General features: G+C 68.8%; 24 protein-coding genes. 8 read left to right on the top strand and 16 right to left on the bottom strand.

The window, feature by feature from the left end:
* Positions 1-93 precede the first annotated feature (93 nt).
* Genes C7389_RS09385 through C7389_RS09365 form a run of 5 tightly spaced genes read left to right on the top strand, consistent with a single transcriptional unit; the run spans position 94 to position 5,726 of the window.
* Complete coding sequence (locus C7389_RS09385) at positions 94-1,851, top strand: carbamoyltransferase family protein (protein ID WP_133590640.1); 1,758 nt, start codon at positions 94-96, stop codon at positions 1,849-1,851.
* On the top strand, positions 1,848-2,987 hold the full coding sequence (locus C7389_RS09380; RefSeq protein ID WP_133590638.1) for a glycosyltransferase: 1,140 nt from the start codon (positions 1,848-1,850) through the stop codon (positions 2,985-2,987). Before C7389_RS09385 ends, C7389_RS09380 begins: the two co-directional genes overlap by 4 nt.
* Positions 2,984-3,871: a DUF6625 family protein gene (locus tag C7389_RS09375; protein ID WP_133590635.1), complete on the top strand. Its 888-nt coding sequence runs from the start codon at positions 2,984-2,986 to the stop codon at positions 3,869-3,871. Before C7389_RS09380 ends, C7389_RS09375 begins: the two co-directional genes overlap by 4 nt.
* Positions 3,872-3,877: 6 nt before the next feature.
* The gene (locus C7389_RS09370; RefSeq protein WP_133590633.1) at positions 3,878-4,834 is read left to right on the top strand and encodes a glycosyltransferase family protein; all 957 of its coding nucleotides are present in this window, start codon (positions 3,878-3,880) and stop codon (positions 4,832-4,834) included.
* Position 4,835: 1 nt separating this feature from the next.
* Complete coding sequence (locus tag C7389_RS09365; protein WP_133590631.1) at positions 4,836-5,726, top strand: glycosyltransferase; 891 nt, start codon at positions 4,836-4,838, stop codon at positions 5,724-5,726.
* A gap of 61 nt (positions 5,727-5,787) precedes the next feature.
* On the opposite strand, the gene C7389_RS09360 is transcribed toward C7389_RS09365, so the two are convergent.
* Genes C7389_RS09360 through C7389_RS09350 form a run of 3 tightly spaced genes read right to left on the bottom strand, consistent with a single transcriptional unit; the run spans position 5,788 to position 8,823 of the window.
* Positions 5,788-7,080, bottom strand: a complete 1,293-nt coding sequence (locus tag C7389_RS09360) for an O-antigen ligase family protein (protein ID WP_133590629.1) — start codon at positions 7,078-7,080, stop codon at positions 5,788-5,790.
* A gap of 21 nt (positions 7,081-7,101) precedes the next feature.
* Entirely contained in the window at positions 7,102-8,172 is a 1,071-nt protein-coding gene (locus C7389_RS09355; protein WP_211168248.1) for a hypothetical protein, read from the bottom strand.
* A 9-nt stretch (positions 8,173-8,181) separates the two neighbouring features.
* Entirely contained in the window at positions 8,182-8,823 is a 642-nt protein-coding gene (locus C7389_RS09350; protein ID WP_133590625.1) for a lipopolysaccharide kinase InaA family protein, read from the bottom strand.
* An 86-nt stretch (positions 8,824-8,909) separates the two neighbouring features.
* Here C7389_RS09350 and msbA point away from each other — a divergent pair, with 86 nt between their 5' ends.
* Positions 8,910-10,706 (top strand): lipid A export permease/ATP-binding protein MsbA, encoded by a 1,797-nt coding sequence (gene msbA / locus C7389_RS09345; protein WP_133590623.1) that lies wholly within the window; start codon positions 8,910-8,912, stop codon positions 10,704-10,706.
* A gap of 166 nt (positions 10,707-10,872) precedes the next feature.
* Here msbA and C7389_RS09340 read toward each other — a convergent pair whose 3' ends face one another.
* The 12 genes from C7389_RS09340 to cobT all read right to left on the bottom strand — a co-directional run bounded on the left by C7389_RS09340 (position 10,873) and on the right by cobT (position 22,553).
* Complete coding sequence (locus tag C7389_RS09340) at positions 10,873-12,345, bottom strand: lipopolysaccharide kinase InaA family protein (protein ID WP_133590621.1); 1,473 nt, start codon at positions 12,343-12,345, stop codon at positions 10,873-10,875.
* Positions 12,342-13,118 (bottom strand): lipopolysaccharide kinase InaA family protein, encoded by a 777-nt coding sequence (locus C7389_RS09335; RefSeq protein ID WP_133590619.1) that lies wholly within the window; start codon positions 13,116-13,118, stop codon positions 12,342-12,344. The genes C7389_RS09340 and C7389_RS09335 overlap by 4 nt, the downstream gene beginning before the upstream one ends.
* A gap of 3 nt (positions 13,119-13,121) precedes the next feature.
* A complete protein-coding gene (locus C7389_RS09330; RefSeq protein ID WP_133590617.1) occupies positions 13,122-13,871 on the bottom strand; it encodes a lipopolysaccharide kinase InaA family protein in 750 nt (249 codons plus the stop codon).
* Positions 13,868-14,707 (bottom strand): lipopolysaccharide core heptose(I) kinase RfaP, encoded by an 840-nt coding sequence (gene rfaP / locus C7389_RS09325; RefSeq protein ID WP_133590616.1) that lies wholly within the window; start codon positions 14,705-14,707, stop codon positions 13,868-13,870. The genes C7389_RS09330 and rfaP overlap by 4 nt, the downstream gene beginning before the upstream one ends.
* The gene (locus C7389_RS09320) at positions 14,704-15,837 is read right to left on the bottom strand and encodes a glycosyltransferase family 4 protein (RefSeq protein ID WP_133590615.1); all 1,134 of its coding nucleotides are present in this window, start codon (positions 15,835-15,837) and stop codon (positions 14,704-14,706) included. Before C7389_RS09320 ends, rfaP begins: the two co-directional genes overlap by 4 nt.
* Complete coding sequence (gene waaC, locus C7389_RS09315; protein WP_133590614.1) at positions 15,837-16,919, bottom strand: lipopolysaccharide heptosyltransferase I; 1,083 nt, start codon at positions 16,917-16,919, stop codon at positions 15,837-15,839. The genes C7389_RS09320 and waaC overlap by 1 nt, the downstream gene beginning before the upstream one ends.
* 7 nt (positions 16,920-16,926) lie before the next feature.
* On the bottom strand, positions 16,927-17,994 hold the full coding sequence (gene waaF / locus C7389_RS09310) for a lipopolysaccharide heptosyltransferase II (RefSeq protein WP_133590612.1): 1,068 nt from the start codon (positions 17,992-17,994) through the stop codon (positions 16,927-16,929).
* A gap of 5 nt (positions 17,995-17,999) precedes the next feature.
* Positions 18,000-18,962 (bottom strand): ADP-glyceromanno-heptose 6-epimerase, encoded by a 963-nt coding sequence (gene rfaD / locus C7389_RS09305; protein ID WP_133590610.1) that lies wholly within the window; start codon positions 18,960-18,962, stop codon positions 18,000-18,002.
* Positions 18,963-18,978: 16 nt separating this feature from the next.
* Positions 18,979-19,938, bottom strand: coding sequence for a D-glycero-beta-D-manno-heptose-7-phosphate kinase (rfaE1, locus tag C7389_RS09300; RefSeq protein ID WP_133590608.1), 960 nt, complete (start codon positions 19,936-19,938; stop codon positions 18,979-18,981).
* A 224-nt stretch (positions 19,939-20,162) separates the two neighbouring features.
* On the bottom strand, positions 20,163-20,711 hold the full coding sequence (locus tag C7389_RS09295; RefSeq protein ID WP_133590606.1) for a histidine phosphatase family protein: 549 nt from the start codon (positions 20,709-20,711) through the stop codon (positions 20,163-20,165).
* Complete coding sequence (locus C7389_RS09290) at positions 20,696-21,466, bottom strand: adenosylcobinamide-GDP ribazoletransferase (protein WP_133590604.1); 771 nt, start codon at positions 21,464-21,466, stop codon at positions 20,696-20,698. Before C7389_RS09290 ends, C7389_RS09295 begins: the two co-directional genes overlap by 16 nt.
* A gap of 28 nt (positions 21,467-21,494) precedes the next feature.
* Positions 21,495-22,553 carry a nicotinate-nucleotide--dimethylbenzimidazole phosphoribosyltransferase gene (gene cobT, locus C7389_RS09285; protein WP_133590603.1) on the bottom strand — a complete coding sequence of 353 codons (1,059 nt, stop codon included), beginning with the start codon at positions 22,551-22,553 and terminating at the stop codon, positions 21,495-21,497.
* A gap of 222 nt (positions 22,554-22,775) precedes the next feature.
* Here cobT and C7389_RS09280 point away from each other — a divergent pair, with 222 nt between their 5' ends.
* Both C7389_RS09280 and C7389_RS09275 read left to right on the top strand, forming a co-directional pair.
* Entirely contained in the window at positions 22,776-24,212 is a 1,437-nt protein-coding gene (locus C7389_RS09280) for a YjgN family protein (protein WP_133590601.1), read from the top strand.
* Between the two features lie 18 nt (positions 24,213-24,230).
* Positions 24,231-25,337 carry a M48 family metallopeptidase gene (locus tag C7389_RS09275; RefSeq protein ID WP_211342504.1) on the top strand — a complete coding sequence of 369 codons (1,107 nt, stop codon included), beginning with the start codon at positions 24,231-24,233 and terminating at the stop codon, positions 25,335-25,337.
* Between the two features lie 51 nt (positions 25,338-25,388).
* Here C7389_RS09275 and cobU read toward each other — a convergent pair whose 3' ends face one another.
* On the bottom strand, positions 25,389-25,937 hold the full coding sequence (cobU, locus tag C7389_RS09270) for a bifunctional adenosylcobinamide kinase/adenosylcobinamide-phosphate guanylyltransferase (RefSeq protein WP_133590599.1): 549 nt from the start codon (positions 25,935-25,937) through the stop codon (positions 25,389-25,391).
* Positions 25,938-25,951 lie beyond the last annotated feature (14 nt).

Genomic DNA, 25,951 nt, shown 5'->3' with positions numbered 1-25,951 from the left:
ACGGAGACGCTTCGCTGGGCGGGGTATAATCCGCCGCTTCACCTGTTGATTTATCGGCCTTATACGGCTGCTGTCCCCTGACGAGGTTTGCCTTTGTCCCTAACCGTTCTCGGCCTTTCCGGCGCCCTGACCCACGATCCTTCCGCAGCGCTCTACATCGACGGCAAGCTGGTCGCCGCGGCGGAGGAGGAGCGCTTTGTGCGCGACAAGCACGCGAAGAACCGGATGCCCTACGAGTCGGCGCGCTTCTGCCTGGATTTCGCGGGAATCAAGCCCAAGGACGTCGACATCGTGGCGATCCCCTTCGCGCCGATCAGTCTGGCCGACAAGGCCCGCTGGCATTACGCGAAGCGCTATTGGTACGCGCCGGACCGGGGGCTGGATGCGATCCTGATGGGCAATCGCCGCTTCTACCGCTATCGCAGACGCATCCAGTGGTGCCTGCAGCAGTTGGGTTTCGATCTGAAGAAGGTCGAACTGGTGCCGGTCGAGCACCACCTCACCCACGCCTCCAGCGCTTACCACTGCTCCGGTTTCAAGGAGAAGACGGCGATCATGGGCATTGACGGCAAGGGCGAGTACGCCACCACCTTCTTCGGCTGGGGCGAGAACGGCAGGATCCACAAGATCAAGGAGTTCTACGACCCGGATTCGCTCGGTGGCCTGTACGGCGCGCTCACTGAGTACCTCGGCTTCGACATGCTCGACGGCGAGTACAAAGTGATGGGCATGGCGCCCTATGGCGACGCGGAGAAGTACGATTTTTCCCGCCTGGCCGAGTTCGAGAACGGCGAACTGGTAATCAACACCGACTACGCCAACGTGATCGGTTTCCGCCGCTACAAGGAGAAGGGCAAGGGCTACTATTTCTCGCCCAAGCTCATCGACTGGCTGGGCCCCAAGCGCGAAGGCGATGTCGCCGACGATCCCTACATCCACTATGCGGCCAGTATCCAGAAGCTGTTCGAGGATCTCGCGCTGCAGATGATGGATTACTACCTCGGCGACATCCTGCGCGAGACCGGCAAGCTGGCTTTTGCCGGCGGCGGGGCGCTCAACGTCAAGCTCAACCAGAAGATCATCGCCCGGCCGGAGGTGAAGGAGCTGTTCGTGCAGCCGGCCTCCGGCGACTCCGGGACGGCGGTGGGTGCGGCTTCTTACGTGTCCCAGGCGCGCGGCGTGCCGGTCGAGAAGATGGAGCATGTGTATCTCGGCCCCAGCTACACCAACGAGGAGGTCATCGCCGCTTGCGCCAAGCACGCGGCGAGGCCGGCGTGGCAGAAGATAGAGGCGGTGCCTGAGCGCATCGCCCGTATTCTCGCTGCCGGCCAGCCGGTCGCGTGGTTCCAGGGGCGGATGGAGTTCGGCCCGCGTGCGCTGGGCGGGCGTTCGATCCTAGGCTGCCCGAGTGCGCCGGGGGTGGCAGACCGTATCAACGAGCAGATCAAGTTCCGTGAGCGCTGGCGGCCCTTCTGCCCCAGCATGCTGGATACCGTCGGCCCCCAGATGCTGCAGACGGAGCATCCCTCGCCCTTCATGACCTTTACCTTCGAGGTCGCCGAGGAATGGAAGGAGCGGGTGCCGGAAGTGGTGCACGAGGACGGCACCGCCCGCGCCCAGGTGCTGCGGCGCGAGTTCAATCCCCGCTACTACGATCTGATGGTCGAGCTGGAGAAGCTGACCGGAAACGGCGTGGCGCTGAACACCTCGCTCAACCGGCGCGGCGAACCGATGATCTGCTCGCCCACGGACGCGCTGAACATGTTCTTCGGCTCCGACCTGCAGTATCTGATCATGGAAGACATCCTGGTGGTGAAGGACGGCGCCGACGCTGCACTGGGTCTGGCGTGAGCGATCTGGCTGGCCCCCGCATCCTGCAGTTCTGCCACTGCCACTACGGCCCCTTCGCCGATGTGGCGCGGCAGTACGCGGTGCTGTTCCGCGATACTCCCTACCAAGTCACCACGGTCTACCTGACGGATCCGCCCGATGAAACGGTGGCGGCACAATCCGCTTCGGATGAAGTCATTTTCTTCGACTACGACGGCCGCGACGTGCGCGGCCTCAAGCTGGACGCGATGCGCAGGCTGCGCGAGATCGTCGCCGCGCGTGACGTGCGGCTGATCCTCGCCCACCGCTTCAAGCCCATCCACATTGCCTGCTGGGGCACTTCGCTGCCGGTGATCGGCGTGCACCACGCTTTCGGCGATTACGAACGCCTGACGCACAAGCTGTTCGCCCGCTGCTTCCACAAACGGCTAGGGCTGCTCGGCGTCTCGGACGCCATCCGCGACGATATTCGCCGCGGCGTGCCGTCCTGGCCGGCGGACCGGATCGAAACGTTGCACAACCGCATCGATGTGGATGCGGTACGCGGTGGATTGCTGACCCGCGCCGCGGCAAGGGAGCGCCTCGGCCTGCCGCAGGAGGCCTTCGTCATCGGCAACGTCGGCCGCCTGCACCCGGACAAGGACCAAGCGACCCTGCTGCGCGCCTTCGCCCGCGCCCGCAATGCGCTCCCGGCCGGGGCGCTGCTGGTCATCCTCGGCAAGGGCAGGCTGGAGCAGACGCTCAAGGCGCAGGCTGCCGAGCTGGGAATCGCGGAGCAGGTCCGCTTCCTCGGCCAACTTCCCGAAGCCTGGAAGGCTTTCCCCGCGTTCGACGTGTTTGCGCTGAGCTCCGATCATGAGCCCTTCGGCATGGTGCTGCTGGAGGCGATGGCGGCGGAGGTGCCGGTGATCGCCACGAATTGCGGCGGTGCGCCGGAAGTCGTCGGGGAGTGCGGTGCCCTGTTTCAGTTGGGAGATGACGCCGCCCTTGCCATGCTCCTGCTTGAGCAGGCCGCCTGGCAGCCCGAACGGCGCCGGGCTGCAACACAGACCGCCTTGGCGCGGGTGCGCACGGCCTTTTCGGATGAGGCCGCACGCAGCCGCTTCTTTGCTCTCCCGATGGTGCGAGCGGTGCTCGGCCCTACGAATCACGCATGACTACCCGAGAACCCTCGATTTGCTTCGTCATCCCGTATTTTGGCCGCTGGCCGTTCTGGATGCCGTTCTTCCTTGCCAGCTGCCGGGCGAACCCCACGGTGGACTGGCTGTTGTTCTCCGACTGCGGCGAGCTGGAGGGACTGCCGCCCAACGTGCGCGTCGTCTCGGTCAGCTACGCGGATTATTGCGTCCGGGTGGCGGGTGCCCTCGGTATTCCCTTCGCGCCATCCAGCCCCTACAAACTGTGTGACCTCAAGCCCGCACTCGGCTACATCCATCAAGCGGATCTGGCTGGCTACGATTTCTGGGCTTTCGGCGATCTCGATCTGATCCTGGGGGATCTGCGGGCTTATTTCACTGCCGGGAGGCTGGCGCGCAAGGACCTGTTTTCCACTCATGAACGGCGCATTTCCGGTCATTGTTGCCTGGTGCGCAATACGCGGGAAATGCGGGAGCTATTCTTCCGCGTGCCCGATTGGCAGGCGCGCCTGAGTGCGCCGGAGCACCTGGGATTCGACGAGGGCGCCTTCAGCCGGATATTCATCCGGCGCAAGAACTGGCCGCGCATGCTGGCCCGTCTTGCGGCGCAATTGAATCCGTGGTTCCGGCGCGCGGAATTCATCGAGTCATACAGTACTCCGGATGCCAAACTGCCCTGGGTGGATGGCACGCGGAACTACCCGAAGCGTTGGTTCTGGCGCGACGGAGCGTTGACCAACGACCGCGACGGCGAGCGTCGTTTCCCCTACGTGCATTTCCTGATGTGGAAGGGCGACGAATGGAAGCGCATCCCCGCCGCCGATATCGCCGCTTATCCCCAAGTCGCGCGCCTGCCGGCATGGCAGGTCAGTACCAGCGGCTTTGCTCCGCTTGAGCCGTCCTAACCGAAGATGAAAGTCCTTTTCCTGCTGCAAAAGGAGCAGCGTGTCATTCTGGATCGCCTGTACCAGAGTGTCGCTGCCCACTGTGACTGCGAATTGCGTTGGCTCGACGACGACGAGCAGGCTGACCTGCGTCGCTATTTCGCCGAAAAGGTGGAGACGTCGCGCTACCAGCGCATCCTGTTCTTCCTGCGCTTCAAGAAGGAGATGCGTCAGGCCGCGTTCATCCGGAGCGTGCCGAACCTGGTGATCCTGGAGCATGACGCCTGGCAGAACTACTTCCCCTGCAAGTACCGTGGCAAGTTCAGCCGTCATTACCGTCGGTTGCCGGCCGCCCGGGTGATCTGCTCCGGCTTCGGCGTGAGCCGGAAACTGCAGGCGGAAGGGGTGGATGCGGTGTTCGTGCCCAAGGGCTACGACCAGGAGTTGTTAGGCAACCTCGGGGGCGAGCGCGACATCGAACTGGGTTTCGTCGGCAGCACCAAGAGCGGGATCTACAAGGAGCGCAAAGCGATGCTCGAGGAGATCGGCCGCTGCGAGCCGCTGCAGGCGGTGAGGACCAATTCGGGCGACGATTACCTGGCCATGCTGAACCGCATCCGTTTTTTCGTCAGCGCGGACGTGGGCATGGGCGAATACATGATCAAGAATTTCGAGGCCATGGCCTGCGGTTGCGTGCTGTGCGCCTACGACCAGGGGAACGAGGAGAATGCCGCCCTGGGCTTCGCCGACATGGAGAACCTCGTCCTTTACCGCTCGGTGGCGGAACTCCGGGAGAAGCTCGCCCGCTTGCGAAACGATCCGGCGCTGGCCTCGCGGATTGCTGCGGCTGGGCAGGCGCTGGTGGAGCGGGACTACAGCTTCGAGCGCATCGGCGAGCGCGTCGCCCAGGCGCTGCAACCCGCATTGCGTCCGGCCCAGCCGCCAGGCTGGCTGGAGGCCCTGAGACTGAGGCTGGGGTGGTGACATGAATGTTCAGGACAAGGCCGGTCCGCTGGTAACGGTAATCATCGCTTCCTATAACCATGGGCCTTACATCGAAGCCGCGATCGAGAGCGTGCTTAACCAGACCTACTCGCCGATCGAACTGCTGGTGGTGGACGATGGCTCCACCGACGACAGCGTCTCGCGCATCCGGGGCCTGCAGGCGAAGCACGGCTTCGATTTCCGTGAGCAGCGCAATCAAGGGCTCACTCGCACGCTGAACGACGCAATCGCGCGTGCCCAGGGCATATACGTCGCGCCTTTCGGTTCGGATGACATCATGCTGCCCACGCGCATCGCCGTGCAGGTCGCCTACATGGCCGACAAGCCGGAGGTAGGGCTGTGCGGAGGCAACATCGAGTTCATCCATGCCGATGGCAGCCCCTACCCGGATGCAGAGCAGAAGCAGCGCGATCTCGGCCCCCAGCACATTGATTTCGACGACGTTTTTCTCCAGCGCAAGCCCATCCCGCCGACTGCTACCCTCATGTTCCGCAAGGAGGCGCTGGAGAAGGTCGGCGGCTTCAACCCCGATATTCGACTCGAGGATGTCTATATCTGGCTCAAGCTGACCGCCGCCGGCTATTACATCGACCGTATTCCGGTGCTGATGGCGCAATATCGCAAGCACGCCACCAACACCTACAAGAACCTGCGTTTCATGAGTGACAGCTTGCTGCGCACCTACGGCGAGTATGCCGCCCACCCGGCCTACGACGCGGTACGCAGCCGCCTGCTGAACTCGCTGTTCCTCAAGGCCGCCGGCAGGGACAAGGCGCTTGCGCGCGAACTGCTGGGTCAATTGCCGCTGCGTGGCTGGACGCTCAAGACGGTGCGCGGCGTAGTGCGCTACCTGTTCTCGCGGGCCCCCTGAACCGGTCCCCCTGGCTTGCCCTTCCACGGCCAGGAGCTGCGGCGGCGCCTGACGCCTGGCCTTACCCTCGCCGAACTGGTTCCGCTCCTTCCGCCTGCTCGTTCCGCCGGGCTTCGATGCAGGCCGCAGCAAGCAAGGACAAGGGAATCCAGATGAGGAACCAGTGCTCCTTGGGGCGGGAAAGGTAGGAAATCCCCTCCGTCAGGCTGGCGGTAAAGCCCGACGCAAGGGCCACCGCACAGACCACCACCGCCGGGTGCTGCCGGTAGCGCCAGGCGCTCCAGGCTGCGGCGAAGTGCATGCCCAGCCACAGGGCGAGTCCGATGATGCCCTCTTGGCGCAGCACGGCCAGCAGCATGTTGTGGGTATCCGGAAAGCGCTCCGTGACTCCAGGCACTGTTAGCATGATATATGAGTCATAGCCGTAACCTAGCCAGGGGCGTTGCCGGATTTCGCTCAGGGCTTGCTCCCAGATCTGCGGGCGCAGCGAAAGGCCTCGTTGAGTTATCACCTCGGGTGCCACAAGGACGATAGCAAGGGTTCCGACCACCAGGATGGCACACGCGACGGCGCCTCGACGATTGGGCCAGAGGGCGCTTGCTGTTACCACGGCGGCGGAGCCCGCCGCTAAGCCGCCGCGGGAGCCCGTCGCCAGGATCGCCGCGATGAATACCAGTAGGGCAAAGACTCGCCAAGGCCGTCTTCCGACGCCCTCGATAATGAGGGTGCTTATCGTGATTGCGAGAAAGAAACCGAATACATGGGCGGTGAGGATTGGGTTGGATAGTGCTCGGTAGCCGTCGAGGCGACTCTCATCACTATTAAAGAACAAGAACAGCGCTAGCAGCCCGCCGATGCTGGCTACCGCCGTGGCCAGCCGGACGACGTTCGACAGGCGGAGCGGATTGCTCAAGGCGAGTTGTGTGGCCGCCAAGAACAGCAGCGCAATGTAGAGCGGGCGCTTCAGCATGGAGCCCACCGACTTGTCCGTGTCCGACCAGGCGATGCTGAGCATCACGTAAGCGGAGAAGGCGAGGAAGCCGAGGAAGATCGGCGAGCGCAGCAAGGCCGTCAGAGCGTCGCGTTGGTGGAAAAGAAGCAGGAAGGCCGGAAAGGCGACCAGGCTGTAGAACAGCGTGTGGTACTCCGGCCGCTCCGCCGCCCAGAGCATGCCGGTCAGGAGCACCAGCAGGCCGGTGGGCAGCACGTACTCCTGCAGCCATCCCGCCCAGCGGGCGCCGAAGGGGTGAGGCGGCGGAGCGATTCCCTTGCCGCGGGAGGGAAGCCTGGCATCCATGGATATTGTTTTGAGTGTGGGTGGATCGAGTGTTTGCCATTGCGCCGCCAGGAACAAGCCGGCATTTGCTTCAATTTGCTAGTGGGGCGCGTCCAGCAGGCCCTGCGCCTTCAGGTGCGCGGTGATCCTGGCGGCATTGCTGCCTAGCAGCATGCGCAGCAGAGGATTCCGCAGCCAGGCGGCCGGGGCGGCTTTCGCGTCCCGCTCCCGCAGATTGATCGCAGCCTTCTCCCACCACACCGGACCGCAGGCGCGGTCGAACTCGTTGGGATAGGGATAGCAGCCGTACAGCAGTTCCCGGGCGAACTGCCGCTGGGCGCGGGGCAGCAGACAGGTGATCAGCTTCATGCGCAGGCGGGTTGGCGACGGTGGCCGCGGGAGTTCGCTGCTGATCCGGAAGGTGTCCGCCAGCGCATCGGGGTTCAGCAGGCGGTCCCGGTGCTTCTGCAGCCAGGCGTCGATCTTGGCGCGGAAAAGCGCTTTCCGGCTCCAGTAATGGTGGATGTCGTCCGCACAGTCCTTCAAGGTCAGGCCCGCGGCCCTGCAGGCGACGGCAAGGACGAACTCTTCGAGCGTGTAAGCCCCCTGGGCGTGTGGAAAGAGCTCGTCCATCAAGGCCAGCGAGTGGTCCAGGAGACAGGCGTCCTCCCGGCACAGGCCTATTACGCCGGAGTTGAGCATGGGCATGCCGTCGTCTGCCTGGCCCCGTTGTTGCAGCCGGGAGGCCAGGGCGACGTACAGCGTCTCCTCCCGCCGCTCGCCGTAGGCAGGGCCGATGCGGTTACAGAGCAGCGCGCCCGGCTGGAGGTAGGAGAACAGGACGCTGGGAGAGGTGTGGAAGAAGGTATCGGTGTCGATCAGGATCGCCCGTTCGGCCGCGCGCAGGGCCTCCCGCAGCACGGCGTGCTTGGCGCGGAAGTGATAGCCATGCGGGCCGCGCCAGGCTTGCAGCTGCTCGGGCGACAGTGCCTGTACGGCGACAGGCAGTCCTTGGTAGGGCTCGGGGCGGTCGGTCCAGACCTGGATGTCGATGCGCTCGCCCGCGCCGCTGTCGCGGGCGAGCTGGGCACAGGCGCTGGCGATGCTGAACAGGGCTTCGCGGTGGTAAGTGTCCGCGCCATAGACGATGTAGAGCAGGGATTGGGTCATCGAGGTGATTCAGGCGGAGAGTTTGAAGCCCGAGGCGTGGTTGTAGCTGGTGAGAAACTTGCCATCGGCGCACAGCCAGGCGGTCTCTTCCGGGTAACGCAGCAGATGCTTGAGATTGCGCTTGCGCAGCAGATATCCCAGCGCGCGCTGGCGGGTCGTCATGTCGGCGACATCGATGAGGCCCAGCTCGCCATCGGGTGTGAGCACGATATTGCCCAGATGGAGCGAGCGGAAATAGACACCCAGCCGGTGCAGGCGGGCGACGAAACTGCCGATCTGTTCCCGCAGCCGGCAGGCCTCCGCCTCAGGCGGCGGAGCCTGCTTCAACAGGCGCCGCAGCGTCTCCCCGACCAGGGGGCGGTAGTGCACCGCGTCGCGCTCGATGTGGGGAATGCGGTAGAGGGCGAGGATGTGGGGGCAGGGGATGCCCCGCGCATGCAAGGCCTGGACGTTGTCGGCAAAGCGGCGGACGTAGGGATAGAAGGCTGCCGAGCTCAGCAGGCGCTTGCGCCGGAACAGCTTGATGTAGCTCTGATCGGGCAGCAGCAGCACCTTGTCGCCGTAGCGGTCGGCTTCGATGACGAGGGCGCCTTCGCGCAGCTTCAGGTAATCCTCGTATCCGAGGCTATGCAGTGCAGCCTGTGTTCTCATGGGGCGGGATTCTATCCCGGCGGCGCTACGGTGGTGCCAACGGGGGCGTGGTAGCATCCGCCGTTTCGCAGTTCGGCCTTTCTTCCATGCCTACCGCAGATGCGTTCGTCGCGTCCACCCTCAGGATCTATCTTCGTCTGCTGGGTTACGTGCGTCCGTACGCCGGCCAGTTTGCAATCAGCATTGCCGGCTTCATCGTCTTCGCCTCGTCCCAGCCCATGCTGGCGGGCATCCTCAAGTATTTCGTCGACGGGCTGAACAATCCGGAGGCGGTGCTTCCCGGCCTGCCCATGCTCGAAGGCCTGCCGCTGATGCAGGCGGTGCCCCTGCTGATCGTGCTCATCGCCGCCTGGCAGGGCGTGGGTTCCTATCTGGGTAACTACTTCCTCGCCAAGGTCTCGCTCGGCCTGGTGCATGACCTGCGGCTGGCCTTGTTCGACAGCCTGCTGCTGCTGCCCAACCGCTACTTCGACAACCACAACTCCGGCCACCTGATCTCCCGCATCACCTTCAACGTCACCATGGTCACCGGCGCGGCCACGGATGCGATCAAGGTGGTGATACGCGAAGGCCTCACCGTGGTCTTCCTGTTCGGCTACCTGCTGTGGATGAACTGGAAGCTGACGCTGGTGATGGTTGCCATCCTGCCGCTGATCGCGGTGATGGTGAACAGCGCCAGCCGCAAGTTCCGGAAGCAGAGCAAGAAGATCCAGGTGGCGATGGGCGACGTGACCCACATCGCCTCCGAGACCATACAGGGCTACCGGGTGGTGCGCAGCTTCGGCGGCGAGCAGTACGAGTCGGATCGTTTCAAGGCCGCCAGCGAAGACAACACCCGCAAGCAGCTGAAGATGGTGAAGACCGGCGCCACCTACACGCCCATGCTGCAGCTGGTGACCTACACCGCGATGGCGGTGCTGCTGTTCCTGGTGCTGTGGCTGCGCGGCGAATCCACCGTGGGTGACCTGGTGGCCTACATCACCGCGGCCGGCCTGTTGCCCAAGCCCATACGCCAGCTCTCCGAGGTCAGCTCCACCGTGCAGAAGGGCGTGGCCGGTGCTGAGAGCATCTTCGAGCAGTTGGACGAAGCGCCGGAAGAGGACAAGGGGACGGTGACACGCGAGCGCGTTGCCGGCCGGCTGACGGTGCGCAAGCTGAGCTTCCGCTACCCCGGCACCGAGCGGGTGGTGCTGAACGAGGTGAGCTTCGAGGTGGAGCCGGGGCAGATGGTGGCGCTGGTCGGGCGCTCGGGCAGCGGCAAGACCACGCTGGCCAGCCTGGTGCCGCGCTTCTACCAGCATGACCAGGGCGACATCCTGGTCGATGGCGTGCCGGTGCAGGACTACACCCTGCGCAACCTGCGCCGCCACATCGCGCTGGTGAGCCAGCAGGTGAACCTGTTCAACGACACGGTGGCCAACAACATCGCCTACGGTGACCTGGCCGACACACCGCGGGAGGCCATCGTGGCGGCGGCGGAGGCGGCTTATGCCAAGGAATTCATCGACCGCCTGCCGGAGGGCTTCGACACCCTGATAGGCGAGAACGGCGTGATGCTCTCCGGTGGCCAGCGCCAGCGCCTGGCGATCGCCCGCGCGCTGCTGAAGGATGCGCCCATCCTGATCCTGGACGAGGCCACCTCGGCGCTGGACACCGAGTCCGAGCGCCACATCCAGGCGGCGCTGGACCGCGCCATGAGCGGCCGCACAACGCTGGTGATCGCCCACCGCCTGTCCACCATCGAGAAGGCGGATCTCATCCTGGTGATGGACCAGGGCCGCATCGTCGAGCGCGGCTCTCATGCCGAGCTACTGGCCGCCGGTGGCGCTTATGCCCGCTTGCACGCGATGCAGTTCCATGAGGAGGGCGCGGCGGCGGGCTGAGCTGCGGCCTGCGCCAACGCCGCTCACAGGCCCGAAGGTTGTCAGCGGCGAGCCGAGGCTGGCGCTTCCGGGCGCGGCAGAAACGGCGGGCATCCTGTCCGCCAGATTTCACCCTCGAACCCGGATTTCCCGATTCGAACTCGCCCGCCGCCGGCAGCGGGCCGGCTCAGGCCGCAGGTGGCAGATTCGTGTCCAGCCAGCGGTACAGCTCGCTGTCCGCCGGCCAGTTGCGCAGCAGGCGCTGGCGGTCGCGGCGCCAGGCGCGAGCATAGCTGGCGGGCTTGCGATGCTGGCGCATGGCGTCCAGGTCGATGAGCTGGATGTCGCGGCCGTCCCAGAGCAGGTTGGTGGCCTTGAGGTCGCCGTGGCTGATGCGCTCCCGGTGCAGGGTGGCGAACAGGGTGCGCAGGGCGGCGGCCTCGGCGGCCGGCGGGGCGGAGGTGGGCCGCAGGTGGCTCAGCAGGTCTACGCCGGCGCAGAACTCGTTGACCAGCCAGGCGCGGCCGCGTAACGGGCCATGCCGTTCCTCGACCAGCGCCAGCGGCGCCGGCGTCGGGATGCCGAACAGGCGCAGGCGGTGGCCTTCGCGCCAGGAGTGCCAGCCGCGGCTGGGGCGCCACAGGCGCGACAGAGCATGGCGCAGGCTCTTCAGGTTGTAGCGTTTCACCACCACCGGCCGGCCGTCGATGTTCACCTGGGCCACGGTGCAGGTATTGCCGCGCTTGAGCAGGCGGCCGCCGTCCATGCGCCGGTCCGGCTCGGCGAGCAGCGGTTCCAGTTGCTCGGCGGCGGCGCGCCACACCGCGGTGAAGCGGCGGAAGCGCTTATCCACCTTGAACAGCGAGCAGTCGCGGCCGGCCTTGGAAAGGTAGTCGCGCAGGCGCCAGGCGCGTTCGGCGACCAGCGCGCTGCCGAGCGCCCGCTCGCCGGGCGCAGCGGCATTGCTGGCGCGGTAGGCGGCCAGCAGCGGTGCCAGGTCCTCGTCCCAGGTGCGCGGCAGCTGGGCGATCAGCATGGCGAGGTCGCGCGCGGCGGTGCTCTCCTCCAATGGGCTGGCGTGGCGGCGCACCGCGTCGCCGTCTATCAGGTAGAGCTGGCCCTCATGGCGCAGGAAGTTGCCGAAATGCAGGTCGTCATGGCTGAGGCCGGCGGCATGCAACTGGCCGAGCAGGGCGAAAGCCGGTGCCAGCAGGGCCAGCGCCTCCGGTGCGCCAGGCGTGCCGTCGGCCAGGGCGCGCCAGGCGTCCAGCAGGGTGTCGGCGCCGTCGAGGAATTCGGTGAACAGGGCGCGGCCGCCGCCAGGCAGGGCGAGCATGCCCAGGGCCGGCGGCGTGGGAATGCCGGCCGCGGCGAGGGCGGCGATGCCCTCGTGCTCCCGCTGCGAATGGCGGGCGCTGCCGGCATCCACGAAGAGCTTGGCCAGCACCCGGCGGCCGTCCAGTTCGCCGCCGACGAGGCGGGCCTCTCCGACGATGCGTTTGCCCGGCAGCACCCGCAGCAAACGCTGCATCCACAACTCCCTGGCCTGCGGGCCGAAAGCCGGGGTCAGGGCAAGGCGAAAGGGCGCTGGCGGCTGGCGGCCGGCGGCGCGCAGGGTGGCGGCATCCACCAGGGGCGGAAGCTGGGCGGCGGTGTTCATCTGCGGGCGGCCTTGCGCCGGTGGCGGTCGAGAATGCGGCGGGCCAGGCGTTTGCCGGCGGCGTCCAGCCGGTCGCGGCCGAGGTAGCGCAGCAGGAAGCGCAGGCGGTCGGTGGCGGGCAGACGGTCGGCGTGGCGGTTCAGGGCGTCGAGGTCGCGGGCGCGGTCATGGGCGCCCAGCCACAGCGGGCGGGTCTTTTCCAGGTCGATCAGGCGGGCTTCGTCTTGCGCGGCCGTCGTGCCCAGGCGGATGAAGAGATGCTTGGGGTAGAGGCAGTTGTGCACCTGGCCGCGCTTGTGCAGGGTGCGCACCAGCACGGCGGCGGCGTCCAGCACCCGGCGGCGGGTGTCGCGGCCGAGCCGGGGCCAGTCCTGCAGCCAGGCGTCCAGCGGGCGATAGTCGTCCAGCGCGCGGGTGATCAGCATGGCGCATACCTTGCCGCCCAGCTTGCGCTGGCCGAAAAAGGCGGCCTGCAGCGCCGGAATGCCGGCCTGCGCGTAGCGGCGGATGTTGCGGAATTCGCGGGCGAAGGTGGCTTCGCCCAGCGGGTGCAGCGGGCTGCGGCTGAGGTGGTCGATCTGGCGCTTGAGGTAGAAGGCGTGGCGGCGGCCGGCTTCGTCCGCCAGTTCCAGCCGGCTGACGCTGCTCCAGCCGCCGCGGCCGGTGTTGGGTGCGTCCACGCTGTCCAGCTCCAGTGCCCACAGGCTGCCGAAACTATCCAGGCCGTGGCGGGTGAACAGCGGGCGCAGATCGTCGGCCAGGTAAAAGGTCACTGCTTACTCCCGCCCCTGGAAGAAGGTCAGCACCCGGCGCAGGCGCTGCTTGTCCCCCGCGTCCAGCCGGCGCTTGCCGGCGTAGTCGAGGTAGAAGCGCAGGCGCTGGGTACGGCTCAGGCTGTACTTGGCGACCTTGTCCAGGCAGGCGAGGTCCTTGACGATGCGGTAGCGCAGGAAGGGGCCGTGCCAGAACCCGCCGGAGGGGCAGTCGATCAGGTAGAGCCGCGGCGGCTCGCTGTCATCCACCAGCAGGTTGCGCCATTTGAGGTCGTTGTGGGCGAAGCCGTGGCTGTGCATCTCGCGGGTGATGGCGGCGAGCTGGTGGGAGATGCCTGCGATCCAGCCGCGGTCGGCCAGTCGCGGGTCATTGTTCAGGACCAGCAGCTTGAGGTCTTCGGTGCGCGGCAGTTCGGCGGTGATGAGCGCGCCACGGCGGAAACCGCCCCAGCGGCGTTCCTCGCCCCAGGCGACCACCACCGCGGTGGGAATGCCCCAGGCGGCGAAGTGGCGCAGGTTCTCCCATTCGGCGCGCACCCGGGTGCGGCCTAGCCAGCGCCGCAGCGGGTTCTTGCCGGCGCCGTGGTAGCGCTTGACGTAGTAGCGGCGGCCGCCGACGACCACCCGCAGCACCTGGCTCAGCGGGTCGCGGGCAACCTGTTCGCCATCGAGGGCGAACACCGCCTCCAGCGTGGCAAAGGCCTGGGCGGCGGCGGGGTCCAGGCCGCTGGTGGCGAGTTGCCAGTCGTTCATTTCTGCAGCGCCGGCCGACTGGCGAACTTGCGTTCGTAGCGCAGCTTGAGGCGGGCGGCTTCCTTCTCCAGGTGGCGCAGCAGCGGCTGCTCGTGCTTGAGCGTTTCGCGCAGCGGGCCGGGGAAGTAGTCGCGCAGGAAGCGCAGCTTGTCACGGCGGGTGAGGCCGATGTCCAGCGCCGAGAAGTAGAGCGCGGAGAGGTCCTTGTCGCGCCAGCGCCGCGGTGTCTGCGGCCGGATCTGGGCGCGGTGCAGGTCGATCACCGACAGCCGCAGCCGCTGCGGCGTGGGGGGCGGGTCGAGGTGCAGCAGGAAGTGGCAGAGGTAGAAGTCGCGGTGGTTCATGCCGCCTTCGTGCATGCGCCGGGCGATGCGGGCCACCTCGGCCACCAGCGCGCGCTTGAGCGCCGGCGCGGGCGGCGACTGGCGCCACTCGCGGGTGTAGGCGTCCAGGTCTACCGCCGGCTCGATGGCGGCGGTGACGAGGAAGGATTCGCGTTTGGCCGGACCGTTGCCGCGCTCGCCGTAGGCGATGGCGTCCATGGTCGGTACCCGCAGCGCGTGGCAGGTCTGGATGGCCCGCCACTCGTTGCTTGCGCCGAGAATGGGCGCGCGCAGGCGCAGCAGCTCGCCGGCGATGCGGCCCCAGCCCACGCCCTGCTGCAGCTTGAGGTAGTAGCCGCGGCCGTCGATCTCGAAGCGCAGCGTGCGGCGCCCCTCCAGGTCACGCACCACCGCGCCGGACGCGGCTTCGCGGCCGAGCGCCACGGCGGCGGCGAAGGCGTCGGTATCGCCCCACAGGGTGGACAGCGGCGGGGTGAGGACGAGCTGGTTCATCCGCGTTTGCCCACGATGAGGTCGGCCGCGCGCTCCGGCAGGCTGTAGAGGTCGCTGCGGTCGGCGAAGGCGAGGGCATTGGCTTGCCAGGCGGCGCGGGCGGCATCGTCGCCCAGCATGCGCGCCAGCGCCGCGTCCAGGTCGGCCTGGGCGAAGGGCTGCGGCACGATGAGGCCGGCGTCGGCGTCGGTGATGTAGTGGGCGTAGCCGCAGGCGGCGCTGGCCAGCACCGGCAGGCCGGCGACCAGGGCTTCCAGCAGCACGGTGCCGGTGTTCTCGTGCCGCGCCGGGTGCAGCAGCAGGTCGGCGCCGAGCAGGAAGCGCGGCACGTCGTCGCGGCCGCCGGGCAGGTGGACGCGCTCACCCACGCCCAGTGCGCGGGCGCGTTCCTGGAAGGGGCGGGCATCGTCGGCGCCGATGGCGACCAGCCGGGTGCGCCGCTTCAGCGCCTCCGGCAGCGCGGCCAGCGCGGCGATGCTGCGGTCCAGGCCCTTGCGCGGAAAGTCGGAACCGATCTGCACCAGCAGGAAGTCGTCGGTGGCGAGGCCGAACTCGCTGGCGAAGCGCGCGCGCGCCTGGGCGCGCAGTTCGGCGGCGTTCGGCGGTGCGCGGCGGTCGGCGGCGATGCCGGGCGGCAGCAGGTGGAAGCGCCGCGCCGGCGTGCCGTAGTACTTGGCGAACAGCGGCTGCTGGGTGGTGGAGATCATCAGGATCTCGGTGTGGCTTTCCGGCGCGAACACTGCCCGCTCGTAGGCGGAGAAGTGGCGGTAGCGCGGGCTGTAGCGGTACAGCGGCTTGCGCAGGGTGCGCGCCTTGTCCTCGAAGCAGGGGTCGGCGGCGTAGTAGAGGTCCAGCCCGGGCATCTTGTTGAAGCCGACCACCCGGTCCACCGGGCGGCGCGCCAGGTCTGCCTCCACCCAGCGGGTGAAGCGGGCGTAGCGGCGGATGCTGGACCAGCCGCTGGCCGGCACCTTCACCAGTTCGAAGCCCGGCGGGACCTCGCCGTTCCACTCCAGGTGATAGACGCGGATCGCGTGGCCGCGCGCCTGGCAGGCGAGGGCGATGCGCAGGAAGTCGCGCTGCAGGCCGCCGTAGGGGAAATACTTGTAGAGGCAGAAGGCGAGTTGCATCAGGCGTGTTCCGGGGCGGCGATGGCGCGCAGTTCGTTCCAGACCCGGGCGGGGGCCAGGCGGGTGAAGCATAAGGGCTGTTCGTGCGCGAGGTCGAAGCGGGCGCGGTCTTCGGCGGTCGGCGTGTAGCCGCAATTGCGCTTGAGGCAGGGCGCGCAGGGGAAATCCGAGGCCAGGTGGCGCTGGCTGCGGCCCCAGGCGCCGGTGTAGCCGGGGTTGGTGGCGCCGAACAGCGACAGCGTGGGCACCTCCAGCGCGGCGGCGAGGTGGCCCAGGCCGGTATCCACCGCCACGCAGGCGCGGGCGCCGGCGAGTTCGGCGGCGATGTCGGCGAGCTTGAGCCGCGGCAGCACCTGCGCGCCCGGCAGGCCGTCGGCGATGCCTTGGGCGCGGGCCAACTCCGCCTCGCTGCCCCAGGGCAGGTGCACCGCCCAGCCGCTGGCGGCGGCCTGTTCGGCCAGTTGGCGCCAGTAGCGCTCTGGCCAGTGCTTGGTGGGCCAGGTGGTGCCGTGCAGGAAGACGAGGTAGGGCGTTTCCGCCTGCGGCTTGTGGCTGGCGGCGGCGAGTACGCGATTGCGCTCCAGGCCATAGTCGCCCTCGTGTTCCGCGTTCGGCGGCAGCGGGTAGCCCAGCGCCTGGGCGAACAGCTCGCGCACCCGCAGCACCGCGTGGCGGCCCCAGGGCACAGTGTGGCGGTGGCGGTAGAACAGGCTGGCCAGCGGTTCGCGGGCGGAGTTGCGCGCCAGGCCGTGCACCGGGCCGTCGGCGCGGCGGCTCAACCAGGCGCTCTTCAGCAGGCCCTGGGCGTCGATCACCGCGTCGTAACGGCAGGCGGTGAGCGCATGGCTGAAGGCCTGCCATTCGCCGCTGCGGCGGGCCTTCAGCGGATGCTTGCGCCAGCGCCGCAGCGCCACCGGGATGATCTTGTCCACCGCCGGATGCCAGGCGGGGATCTCGGCGAAGGCCTCTTCCACCACCCAGTCGAAGCGCAGGCCGGTGATGGCGCGCGCGGCGTCGGTCACCGCCGGCAGGGTGTGGATGACGTCGCCCAGCGACGAGGTCTTGACGATGAGTACCCGCACGCTTGCCTCAGCCGACGGCGCGGCGCAGGAAGACCGGCTTGGCGCCGCCGGCGACCACGCTGTCCAGCGCCGTCAGCACGCTGTCCGGGGTGATGTCGGTCAGGCAGCGGGTGTGGCCAAGCGGACAGGTGCGCTCGAAACAGGGCGAGCACTCCAGCCGCAGCGTGCGTATCGCCACCCGCTCGGCCAGCGGCGGCGTGTGCTCCGGGCTGGAGGAGCCGAAGATGGCGACCAGCGGCACGCCCAGCGCGGCGGCCACGTGCATCAGGCCGGAGTCGTTGGTCACCGCGGCGCTGGCCATGCCCAGCAGGTCCACCGCGTCGCCCAGCCTGGTGTTGCCGGCGAGGTTGTGCACGCCGGGGTTGCCGGCGGCGATCTCGTCGCCCGCCGGCCTGTCCTTGGCCGAGCCCAGCACCCACACCTGCTGGCCGCGGGCCACCAGCCGGCGCGCCAGTTCGGCGAAGTGGGGCAGCGGCCATTGCTTGGCCGGGCCGTATTCGGCGCCGGGCATGAAGGCCACCGCCGGCTGGTGCAGCGGCAGGCCCAGCTCGGCGCGCAGGCGTTCCTGGTTGGTGGCGTCCGCTACCAGCGTGGGCAGCGGGAAAGGCTCCGGCAGCGGTGCGCCGGCCGGGCGGGCGAGGGCGACGAAGCGCTGTACCGTCATCGGCAGTGCGGCCTTGTCCAGGGAGCGCAGGTCGTTCAGCAGGCCGTAGCGCATCTCGCCGCGGAAGCCGGTGCGGCGCGGAATGCGGGCGAAGAAGGGTATCAGCGCGGATTTCAGCGAGCCCGGCAGCACGACGGCCTGGGCGTAGCCCTCGGTGGCCAGCTCGCGGCCCAGGCGCCAGCGCACCGCCAGGCCGAAGTCGCCGTGGCCCAGCGGCATGGCGATGCCGCGGCGCACTTGCGGCATGCGTTCCAGGATGGGGAGCGACCAGCCGGGCGCGAGCACGTCGATGTCGCAGCGCTCGCCGCCGCCGAGGGCGACGAACAGGCTCTGCGCCATCACCATGTCGCCCACCCAGGAGGGGCCGACGACAAGAATGCGCGGCCTGTCCGACCGCCCGGCTGCGCTCATCGGGTTCAGCTCCGCGCCGCCAGCCAGTCGAGGTAGCGGGGCACGCCGGTTTCCACGTCCATGAAGGGGCGGTCGTAGCCGGCCTTGCGCAGGGCGTCCATGTCGGCCTCGGTGAAGCTCTGGTAGCGGCCGCGCAGGTGGTCGGGGAAGGGAATGTAGTCGATGCCGCCGCCTTCGGTGCCGTGCGCCTTGCCCCAGCGGATGGCGGCGCGGGCGACGTCGTTGAAGCTCTGCGCGCGGCCGGTGCCGAGGTTGAAGATGCCCTTCACCGCGGGGTTTTCCAGCAGCCACAGGTTGACCGCCACGACGTCGTCCACATGGATGAAGTCGCGCCGCTGTTCGCCCGGGCCGTAGCCGTCGGAGCCTTCGAACAGGCGTACCCGGCCGGATTCGTTCAGCTGGTTGTGGAAGTGGAAGGCGACGCTGGCCATGCTGCCCTTGTGCTGCTCGCGCGGACCGTAGACGTTGAAGTAGCGCAGGCCGACCACCTGGGATTCCAGGTTCTCCAGCTGCGGCCGCAGGTGGCAGTCGAACAGGAACTTGGAGTAGGCGTACATGTTCAGCGGCCGCTCGTAGCTGCGCGCCTCGCGGAAGGTCGGGCCCATGCCGTAGACCGAGGCGGAGGAGGCGTAGATCAGCGGCACTTTGCGCGCCACGCACCAAGCCAGCAGGGCCTTGGTGTATTCGTAGTTCACTTTCATGACGAAGCGGCCGTCCCACTCGGTGGTGGCGGAGCAGGCGCCTTCGTGGAACACGGCTTCGACCTTGCCGAAGTCCTCGCCGGTCTGCAGGCGGGCGAGGAAGTCGTCCTTGTCCATGTAGTCGTGGATGTCGGTATCGGCCAGGTTGAGGCATTTGCGGCCGTCGGAGAGATCGTCCACGACGAGGATGTCGGTGTAGCCGCGGGCATTGAGGCCGCAGACGATGTTGCTGCCGATGAAGCCGGCGCCGCCGGTAACGATGATCATGATGGGCTCCTGATATTCAACGGTCGGCGGGGCCGCCGCTGGCGGCCGCCGCGAGTTCGGCGAGGCTGACGGTGGCGGTGCCCAGCTTGCCGACGACGATGCCGGCGGCGGCGTTCGCCAGCGCGGTGGCTTCCGCCAGCGGCAGGCCGCAGGCGAGGCCGGCGCCCAGCACCGCGACCACGGTGTCGCCGGCACCGGTAACGTCGAACACGTCGCGGGCGCGGGTGGGCAGGTGCAGCGGCGGGCGCCCCCGCTCCAGCAGGCTCATTCCGCGTTCGGAGCGGGTGACCAGCAGCGCGTCCAGCGCCAGCGCGTCGCGCAGGGCTTCGCCGCGCTTCACCAGTTCGGCGTCGTCCGCGCAGTGGCCGACCACCGCCTCGAATTCGGACAGGTTGGGGGTGATGACGGTGGCGCCGCGATAGCGGGCGAAGTCGGTGCCCTTGGGGTCCACCACCACCGGAGTGCCGGCCTTGCGCGCGGCGGCGATCAACTCTGCGACGCCGGCCAGCGTGCCCTTGCCGTAGTCGGACAGCACGCTGGCGCCGGCCGTCGGCAGTGCGGCCTCGAAGGCCTGGGCAATGCCGGCGGACTCCAGTGCGGCGAAGCTGTCCTCGAAGTCCAGCCGGATCAGCTGCTGGTGGCGGCTGATGATGCGCAGCTTGGTGATCGTGGGGTGCTGCGGCGCTTCCAGCAGCCGGCAGGCGACGCCGCCCTGCTCCAGCCGCGTGCGCAGCAGCCCGGCGGCCTCGTCGCGGCCGACCAGGCCGACCAGCTCCACCGGCATGCCCAGCGAGGCGCTGTTGAGCGCCACGTTGCCGGCGCCGCCGGCGCGGAATTCGTCGCCTTCCACCTTGACCACCGGCACCGGCGCTTCCGGCGAGATCCGGGTGGTCGAGCCGTGCCAGTAACGATCCAGCATGACATCGCCAACAACGACGAGGCGACCGGCGGAGAAGTCGGGCAGGGTGACTTGCATTGCGGAGAGCGGAGGCAGGGCGATGGACAGTTCGCGATTATCCCATGAAGCGGTGAAAACGCGGTGCGGGCGGCCGATTCGCGGTGGGCGCGGGGCTTTCCGGTCCATCGCTGGCGGCCCGGGCGGGGTGCCGGGAGGTGGGGGAGGTGGCGTGCCCGCGCTTCGAGGCGGTCTTGTCGCCGGCCAAGGCGCTCAGCCGGCGCTTGTTTGGGCGCGGGCCGGGTTCAGCGATTGAACCACTTCAGCGTCACGCCCCAGTCCTCCACGTCCAGCCGGGTGGCGAGTCCGCAGCCGAAGTCCAGCGTCAGCCAGCGTTCCGGCGGCAGGCCGAGCAGGCGGCCGGCGATGGCGCGCAGCGGGCCGCCATGGGCGATGACGACCCGCGCGGCGGCGGGCACGGCCAGCGCTTCGTCCAGCCAGGCATGGACGCGGGCTGCCATCTCGCGGGCGGATTCGCCGCCGGGGGCGCGGAAGCCCAGTGGATCGGCCACCCAGCCGTCCAGCGCGCTGCCGATGTCGTCGTAGCGGCAGCCTTCCCAATCGCCGAAGTGCATTTCCCGCAGGCGTTCGTCCACCTGGGGCTGACCCAGCGCCTCGGCCAGCAGGCGGGCGCGGCGCAGCGGGCTGGCGTGCAGCTGGTAGGCGGCGGGCAGCAGCGGGCGCAGGCGGGCGGCGGCGAGTTCCGCCGGTTCGGCGAGGTCGAGGTCGCTGCAGCCGTAACAGACGCCGGCCGCCACTGCAGGCCTGGGGTGGCGGATCAGATGTAGTTCCATGCGGCGAGGATGCCCAGGTAGCAGGCCAGCTCCGCTGCCTGCTGGACGGCGCCCAGGCAGTCGCCGGTATGGCCGCCGAGGCGGCGCAGGAAGAGGCGGATGAGCCAGAGGGTGGCCGCGGCGGCGGCCAGCAGCGCGCCCAGCGCCTCCAGCGGCGCGAGCAGCAACAGCGGCAGGAGGCCGCAACCCGTGGCCACGGCGAGGTCGGCCGGCGCCAGCGGCCGGGCGACGGCGCGCGACTTGGCGCTGTCGTCGGCGCGCACATAGGGCAGCAGGTGCATCACCACGGTGGCGGCGAGTCGGGACAGTGGATGGGCGACCAGCAGGGCGAGGGCGACGTCGCCATCGGCATCGCCGCCGAGTTCGATCAGCGCCACTGCCTTGGCCAGCAGCATCAGCGTGAGGCCGATGGCGCCGTAGCTGCCCAGCCGGGAGTCTTTCATGATGGTCAGCGCCTGCGCCTTGTCCCAGCCGCCGCCGAGGCCGTCACAGGTGTCGGCCAGGCCGTCCTCGTGGAAGGCGCCGGTGAGGCGGATGCCGAGCGCGGTGCTGAGGACGACGGCCAGCGAGGGCGGCAGGATCTGGGCCATCAGCAGATAGCCGGCAGCGACGAGGCCGCCCACTACCCAGCCCACCAGCGGAAAGTAGCGCGCCGCCTGCGTCAGCTGCTCCGGCGCCCAGCCCACCCAGGCCGGCACCGGCAGCCGGGTGAAGAAGCCGAGGGCGATGAAGAAGAGTTCCAGCTGGCGGCGCATGGCGGGCGTCGGGTCGGGGCGCGGGCGTTCAGGCCTTGTCGCTGACGCCGGCGGACTCGAAGCTCGCCATCTCGTTGAGGAAGTTTGCCGCCGCCTGCACCAGCGGGAAGGCCAGCGCGGCGCCGGTGCCTTCGCCCAGGCGCAGGTCCAGGTCCATCAGCGGTTCGACGCCGAGGTGGGCGAGCTGGCGGGCGTGGCCGGGTTCGCGCGAGCGGTGGGCGAACACGCAGTAGGGCAGGATCTGCGGCGCGATGGCGTGGGCGACCAGCAGCGCCGAGGTGACGATGAAACCGTCGATCAGCAGCAGCATGCGCTTCTCCGCCGCGCCCAGCATGGCGCCGGCCATCATCGCGATCTCGAAGCCGCCGTATTCGGCCAGCGCCGCCTGCGGGTCGCTCGGGCGGCCGCCGCGCACCAGGGCGCGGGCCAGCAGCTCGCGCTTGCGCGCCAGGCCGGCGTCGTCCAGCCCGGTGCCGCGGCCCACCAGCAGGGCCAGCGCGGCCTCGGCATCCTCACCTGGGGTGGTGCCGATGAGGCAGTGGGACAGCAGCGAGGCGGCGGCGGTGTTGCCTATGCCCATCTCGCCGAAGCCGACGCAGTTGCAGCCATTGCGCGCCAGCGCGTGGGCCAGCTCGCGGCCACGGGCGAGGGCCGCGTCGCGCTGCGCCGGCGTCATCGCCGCCTGTTCCAGGTAATTGGCGGTGCCGGCGCCGATCTTGGCGTCCACCAGGCCGGGGCGCTTGCCGAAGTCGTGGGCGACGCCGGCATCCACCACGGTGAGGCCCAGTTCCAGCTGGCGGGCGAAGACGTTGATGGCGGCGCCGCCGGTGAGAAAGTTCTCCACCATCTGCCAGGTGACGTCCTGCGGATAGGCGGACACGCCGGCGCGGGCGGCGCCGTGGTCGCCGGCGAAGACGAGGATGTGCGGCTGGCTCAGCATGGGTTCCACCCGGCCCTGCACCTGGCCGATCTGCAGCGCCAGCGCCTCCAGGCGGCCGAGGGCGCCCAGCGGCTTGGTCTTCCTGTCGATGCGGTGCTGCAGGGTGGCGGCGAGGGCGGGGTCTAGGGCGGGAATGGTGTAGGTCATCGCGGTGCGGGCGGAGGGCGGAGAAACGGTGGACGCTGCCGGGCGGAGCCGGCAGGTGGCGGGCGGCGGCCGGTCGAAAGCGCGGATTGTACCCGCCGCGGCCGCGGCCAGCTGCGGTGGCTGGCGCCGCGGCGAGGCTTGCATCTATCATCCGGCGCTGGTGTGCGGCGCAGCAGCGCCCGCGCCATTCAAAACAAACAAGCAGTGAAAGGGAGAGTTTGCATGTCCGACGCCACCTATGCCGTGGTCTTCACCGGCGAGATCGCCGACGGGTTCGACAGGGAGGAGGTCAAGGCCGGCTTCGGGCGCCTGTTCGGCCTGGGCGCCGAGCGCCTGGAGCAGTTGTTCTCGCACCCGCGGGTGGTGCTGAAGCAGGGGCTGCTGCGGGAGGAGGCGGAGCGCTATCTGGCGACCCTGGGCGGGATAGGCGCGCTGGCCTCGCTGGAGCCGCTGGCCGCGGCAGCCCGGGTGGCGCCGGCCGCGCAGGAGGAAGTGCCGACCCCGCCGGCGCGGGCGGCGGAGCCCGCTGCCGCCACCGCCGCCGCGTCAGTTGCCGCCGCGGCGGCCTCCCCCGCCGGGGGCATGCAGGCCGAGGCGCCGGCCGCAGCGGCGCCGGTCGCCGCCCCTTCGCCGGCCGGCCCCTTCGCCGGGACGCCGGCGGCGGCCGTGCAAAAGGGTGATGGTTTCCGCGAGCTGCCCTTCGAGTTCACCGGCAAGGGCGGCGAGTTCTTCCGCATCTGGATCGTGAACCTGCTGCTCTCCATCATCACCCTGGGCATCTACTCCGCCTGGGCCAAGGTGCGCACCCAGCGCTACTTCTATGGCAACACCCAGCTGGATGGCAGCAGCTTCGAGTACCTGGCGGACCCGATCAAGATCCTCAAGGGCCGCATCATCGCCTTCGTGCTGCTGGTGATCTACGGCGCCTCGGACTTGGTGTCGCCCGTCTTCAGCGCGATCTGCGCGCTGCTGCTGTTCATCGGCATGCCGTGGATCATCGTGCGCAGCCTGAGCTTCCGTAACCACAACAGCGCCTGGCGCGGTGTGCGTTTCGGTTTTGATGGCCGGGTGGGCACGTCGGCCAAGGTCTTCCTGATGTGGCCGCTGCTCGGCATGCTCACATTGGGCCTGCTGTTTCCGCTGGCGATGAAGCACCAGCAGCGCTTCCTCGTCGGCAACAGCCGCTATGGCTCCACGCGCTTCGATTTCTCCGCCGGGACCAAGCGTTTCTACGCCCTTGTGGGGCTCGGGCTGTTGATCGCGGTTTGCGGTTTCGGGCTGGCCTTCGTGCTTGGCCTTGCCTTCGGGCCGCTCGGCATGCTGGGCGGGATGGCGACCTATCTGGCGATCTTCGTCTATTTCAACGTTGCCACCACCAACCTGATCTATGGCAGCACCAGCCTGGCCGGGCATCAGTTGAGTGCCCATTACAACTACGGCTCCTATGCCGGACTGATGATCACCAACCTGGTCTGCATGGTGCTCACTTTCGGGTTGTTCTACCCGTGGGCCAAGGTGCGCACCGCGCGCTACGCGGCCGAGCACATCAGCCTGCTGGCAGCGGGCGATCTGGATGGCTTCATCGCCGACCAGCGCAGCGGCGCCTCCGCCACCGGTGGCGAGATCGGCGATCTGTTCGATATCGATATCGGTCTCTGACCAGCGGATGCGTGAGTCGTGAGCGACCACATCAAGGGATTGTTCTTCGACGGCGGCAGCTCGCGCCGGGTCGCCGCCACCCTCGGCCTGGCAGAAGGGGCGCTGACGGTGCGGGACGACAGCGGCGCGGCGCTGGCCGGCCCGCAGCCGCTGGCGCAGGTCGAGGTCTCGTCCCGCCTCGGCAACATGCCGCGCTTCCTGCGTTTCAGTGGCGGCGGCGCTTTCGAGACGGCCGACAACGATGCGGTGGACGCGCTGCTGGCCGAGGTACGGCCGCACCACGGCCTGGCTCACCGGCTGGAGTCCCGCCTGCGCTATGCGCTGCTGGGCGTGGTGGTGACGCTGCTCTTCATCTGGGGCGGGGTGCGCTTCGGCATTCCGGCGCTGGCGGAGGCGACCGCCTTCTCGCTGTCGCCGGAGGTCAGCCGCCACATGGGCGACGGTGCGCTGGCCTTGCTGGATCGTGGACCGTTCTCGCCCAGCAAGCTCGCCGACGAGGAGCAGGCGCGGCTGCGCGCCCGTTTCGCGCCTTTCATCCAGCGGGTGGACCCGGCGCTCGCCATCACCGTGGAATTCCGCGACGCGGAGGACACGCTGGGCCCGAACGCGCTGGCGCTGCCCTCCGGCACCATCGTGTTCACCGATCAGCTGGTGCAGCTGGCGGAGGACGACGAGGAGCTGATCGCGGTGCTCGCGCACGAGATCGGCCATATCGACCGCCGCCACGCGCTGCGCCGGGTGATCCAGGGCTCGGCGCTGGGCCTGGTGGTGATGGCGGTGACCGGCGACGTGTCCTCGGTGACCGGCGCGGTGGCGGCGGTGCCGGTGATCCTCACCGAGCTGGGCTATTCGCGTGAATTCGAACGCGAGGCCGATCGCTACGCGGTGCGCATGCTGGGCGAAGCCAGCATTCCGGTATCGCGCTTCGCCTCCATCCTCAGCCGGCTGGAAAGCAGCCATCGCTGCGGTGAGGGTAGCGAGAGCGAGGGTGGCAAAAGCGACGGCGACAACAGTGACGAGGCGGGCGACAAGGAATGCGCCGGCCTGGAAGAGGACAGCCGCTGGCAGGGCTACCTCGCCACCCATCCGGCGACCGCCGAGCGCTTGAAAGATCTCGCGCCCTGATCCGCAACCCCGGCCGGCGCCGCGCGCTGGCCGGGGTTGCGGCTGCCGTCCTCAGCTTCCCTTCAGCACCAGCGGCAAGCCCGCGGCAACGAAAGTGACCCGCGGGCAGATCGCCGCCACCGCCTGATTCAGCCGCCCCGCCTCGTCGCGGAACAGCCGCCCCAACGGCGTTTCCGGCACCAGGCCGAGGCCGACCTCGTTGGCCACCAGCAGGATGCGGCCCGGCAGCGAGCCCAACACCGCCAGCAGCGCCTCACGCTCGCGGCGGAACAGCGGCAATTGGTCCGCCTCCGCCGGCTCGGGCAGCTTTTCCGCGCCGGCCAGCAGGTTGGCCAGCCACAGCGTCAGGCAATCCACCACCACGCAACGGTCCGCCGCCGCCTCGGCGCGCAGCGCCGCCGCCAGCGCCAGCGGCGCTTCCACCGTGCGCCAGCCGGCGGGGCGGTCGGCCTGGTGGCGGCGGATGCGCGCCGCCATCTCGGCATCGCCGGCGGTGGCGGTGGCGATCACCGTCACTGCCAGGCCGCTGGCGGCGGCCAGGGTCTCGGCATGGCGGCTCTTGCCCGAACGGGCGCCACCCAGGATCAGTTCGCAGTGCATGGGAATTCCGTTCA

The organism is Azoarcus indigens (assembly GCF_004361735.1).
GTDB lineage: Bacteria > Pseudomonadota > Gammaproteobacteria > Burkholderiales > Rhodocyclaceae > Azoarcus > Azoarcus indigens.
The sequence above is the reverse complement of the archived record's forward strand: the minus strand, read 5'-3'. Positions and strand labels throughout refer to the sequence as shown.

Excerpts from the sequence above, each read along its gene's own strand:
- C7389_RS09375 (WP_133590635.1), top strand. The coding sequence starts at position 2,984 with ATGACTACCCGAGAACCCTCGATTTGCTTCGTCATCCCGTATTTTGGC.
- C7389_RS09295 (WP_133590606.1), bottom strand. The coding sequence starts at position 20,711 with ATGGAACTACATCTGATCCGCCACCCCAGGCCTGCAGTGGCGGCCGGC.
- cobU (WP_133590599.1), bottom strand. The coding sequence starts at position 25,937 with ATGCACTGCGAACTGATCCTGGGTGGCGCCCGTTCGGGCAAGAGCCGC.
- rfaE1 (WP_133590608.1), bottom strand. The coding sequence starts at position 19,938 with ATGCAAGTCACCCTGCCCGACTTCTCCGCCGGTCGCCTCGTCGTTGTT.
- msbA (WP_133590623.1), top strand. The coding sequence starts at position 8,910 with ATGCCTACCGCAGATGCGTTCGTCGCGTCCACCCTCAGGATCTATCTT.
- C7389_RS09280 (WP_133590601.1), top strand. The coding sequence starts at position 22,776 with ATGTCCGACGCCACCTATGCCGTGGTCTTCACCGGCGAGATCGCCGAC.
- C7389_RS09340 (WP_133590621.1), bottom strand. The coding sequence starts at position 12,345 with ATGAACACCGCCGCCCAGCTTCCGCCCCTGGTGGATGCCGCCACCCTG.
- C7389_RS09350 (WP_133590625.1), bottom strand. The coding sequence starts at position 8,823 with ATGAGAACACAGGCTGCACTGCATAGCCTCGGATACGAGGATTACCTG.
- C7389_RS09370 (WP_133590633.1), top strand. The coding sequence starts at position 3,878 with ATGAAAGTCCTTTTCCTGCTGCAAAAGGAGCAGCGTGTCATTCTGGAT.
- waaF (WP_133590612.1), bottom strand. The coding sequence starts at position 17,994 with ATGAGCGCAGCCGGGCGGTCGGACAGGCCGCGCATTCTTGTCGTCGGC.
- C7389_RS09365 (WP_133590631.1), top strand. The coding sequence starts at position 4,836 with ATGAATGTTCAGGACAAGGCCGGTCCGCTGGTAACGGTAATCATCGCT.
- C7389_RS09290 (WP_133590604.1), bottom strand. The coding sequence starts at position 21,466 with ATGCGCCGCCAGCTGGAACTCTTCTTCATCGCCCTCGGCTTCTTCACC.
- C7389_RS09330 (WP_133590617.1), bottom strand. The coding sequence starts at position 13,871 with ATGAACGACTGGCAACTCGCCACCAGCGGCCTGGACCCCGCCGCCGCC.
- rfaD (WP_133590610.1), bottom strand. The coding sequence starts at position 18,962 with ATGATCATCGTTACCGGCGGCGCCGGCTTCATCGGCAGCAACATCGTC.
- cobT (WP_133590603.1), bottom strand. The coding sequence starts at position 22,553 with ATGACCTACACCATTCCCGCCCTAGACCCCGCCCTCGCCGCCACCCTG.
- C7389_RS09320 (WP_133590615.1), bottom strand. The coding sequence starts at position 15,837 with ATGCAACTCGCCTTCTGCCTCTACAAGTATTTCCCCTACGGCGGCCTG.
- rfaP (WP_133590616.1), bottom strand. The coding sequence starts at position 14,707 with ATGAACCAGCTCGTCCTCACCCCGCCGCTGTCCACCCTGTGGGGCGAT.
- C7389_RS09355 (WP_211168248.1), bottom strand. The coding sequence starts at position 8,172 with ATGACCCAATCCCTGCTCTACATCGTCTATGGCGCGGACACTTACCAC.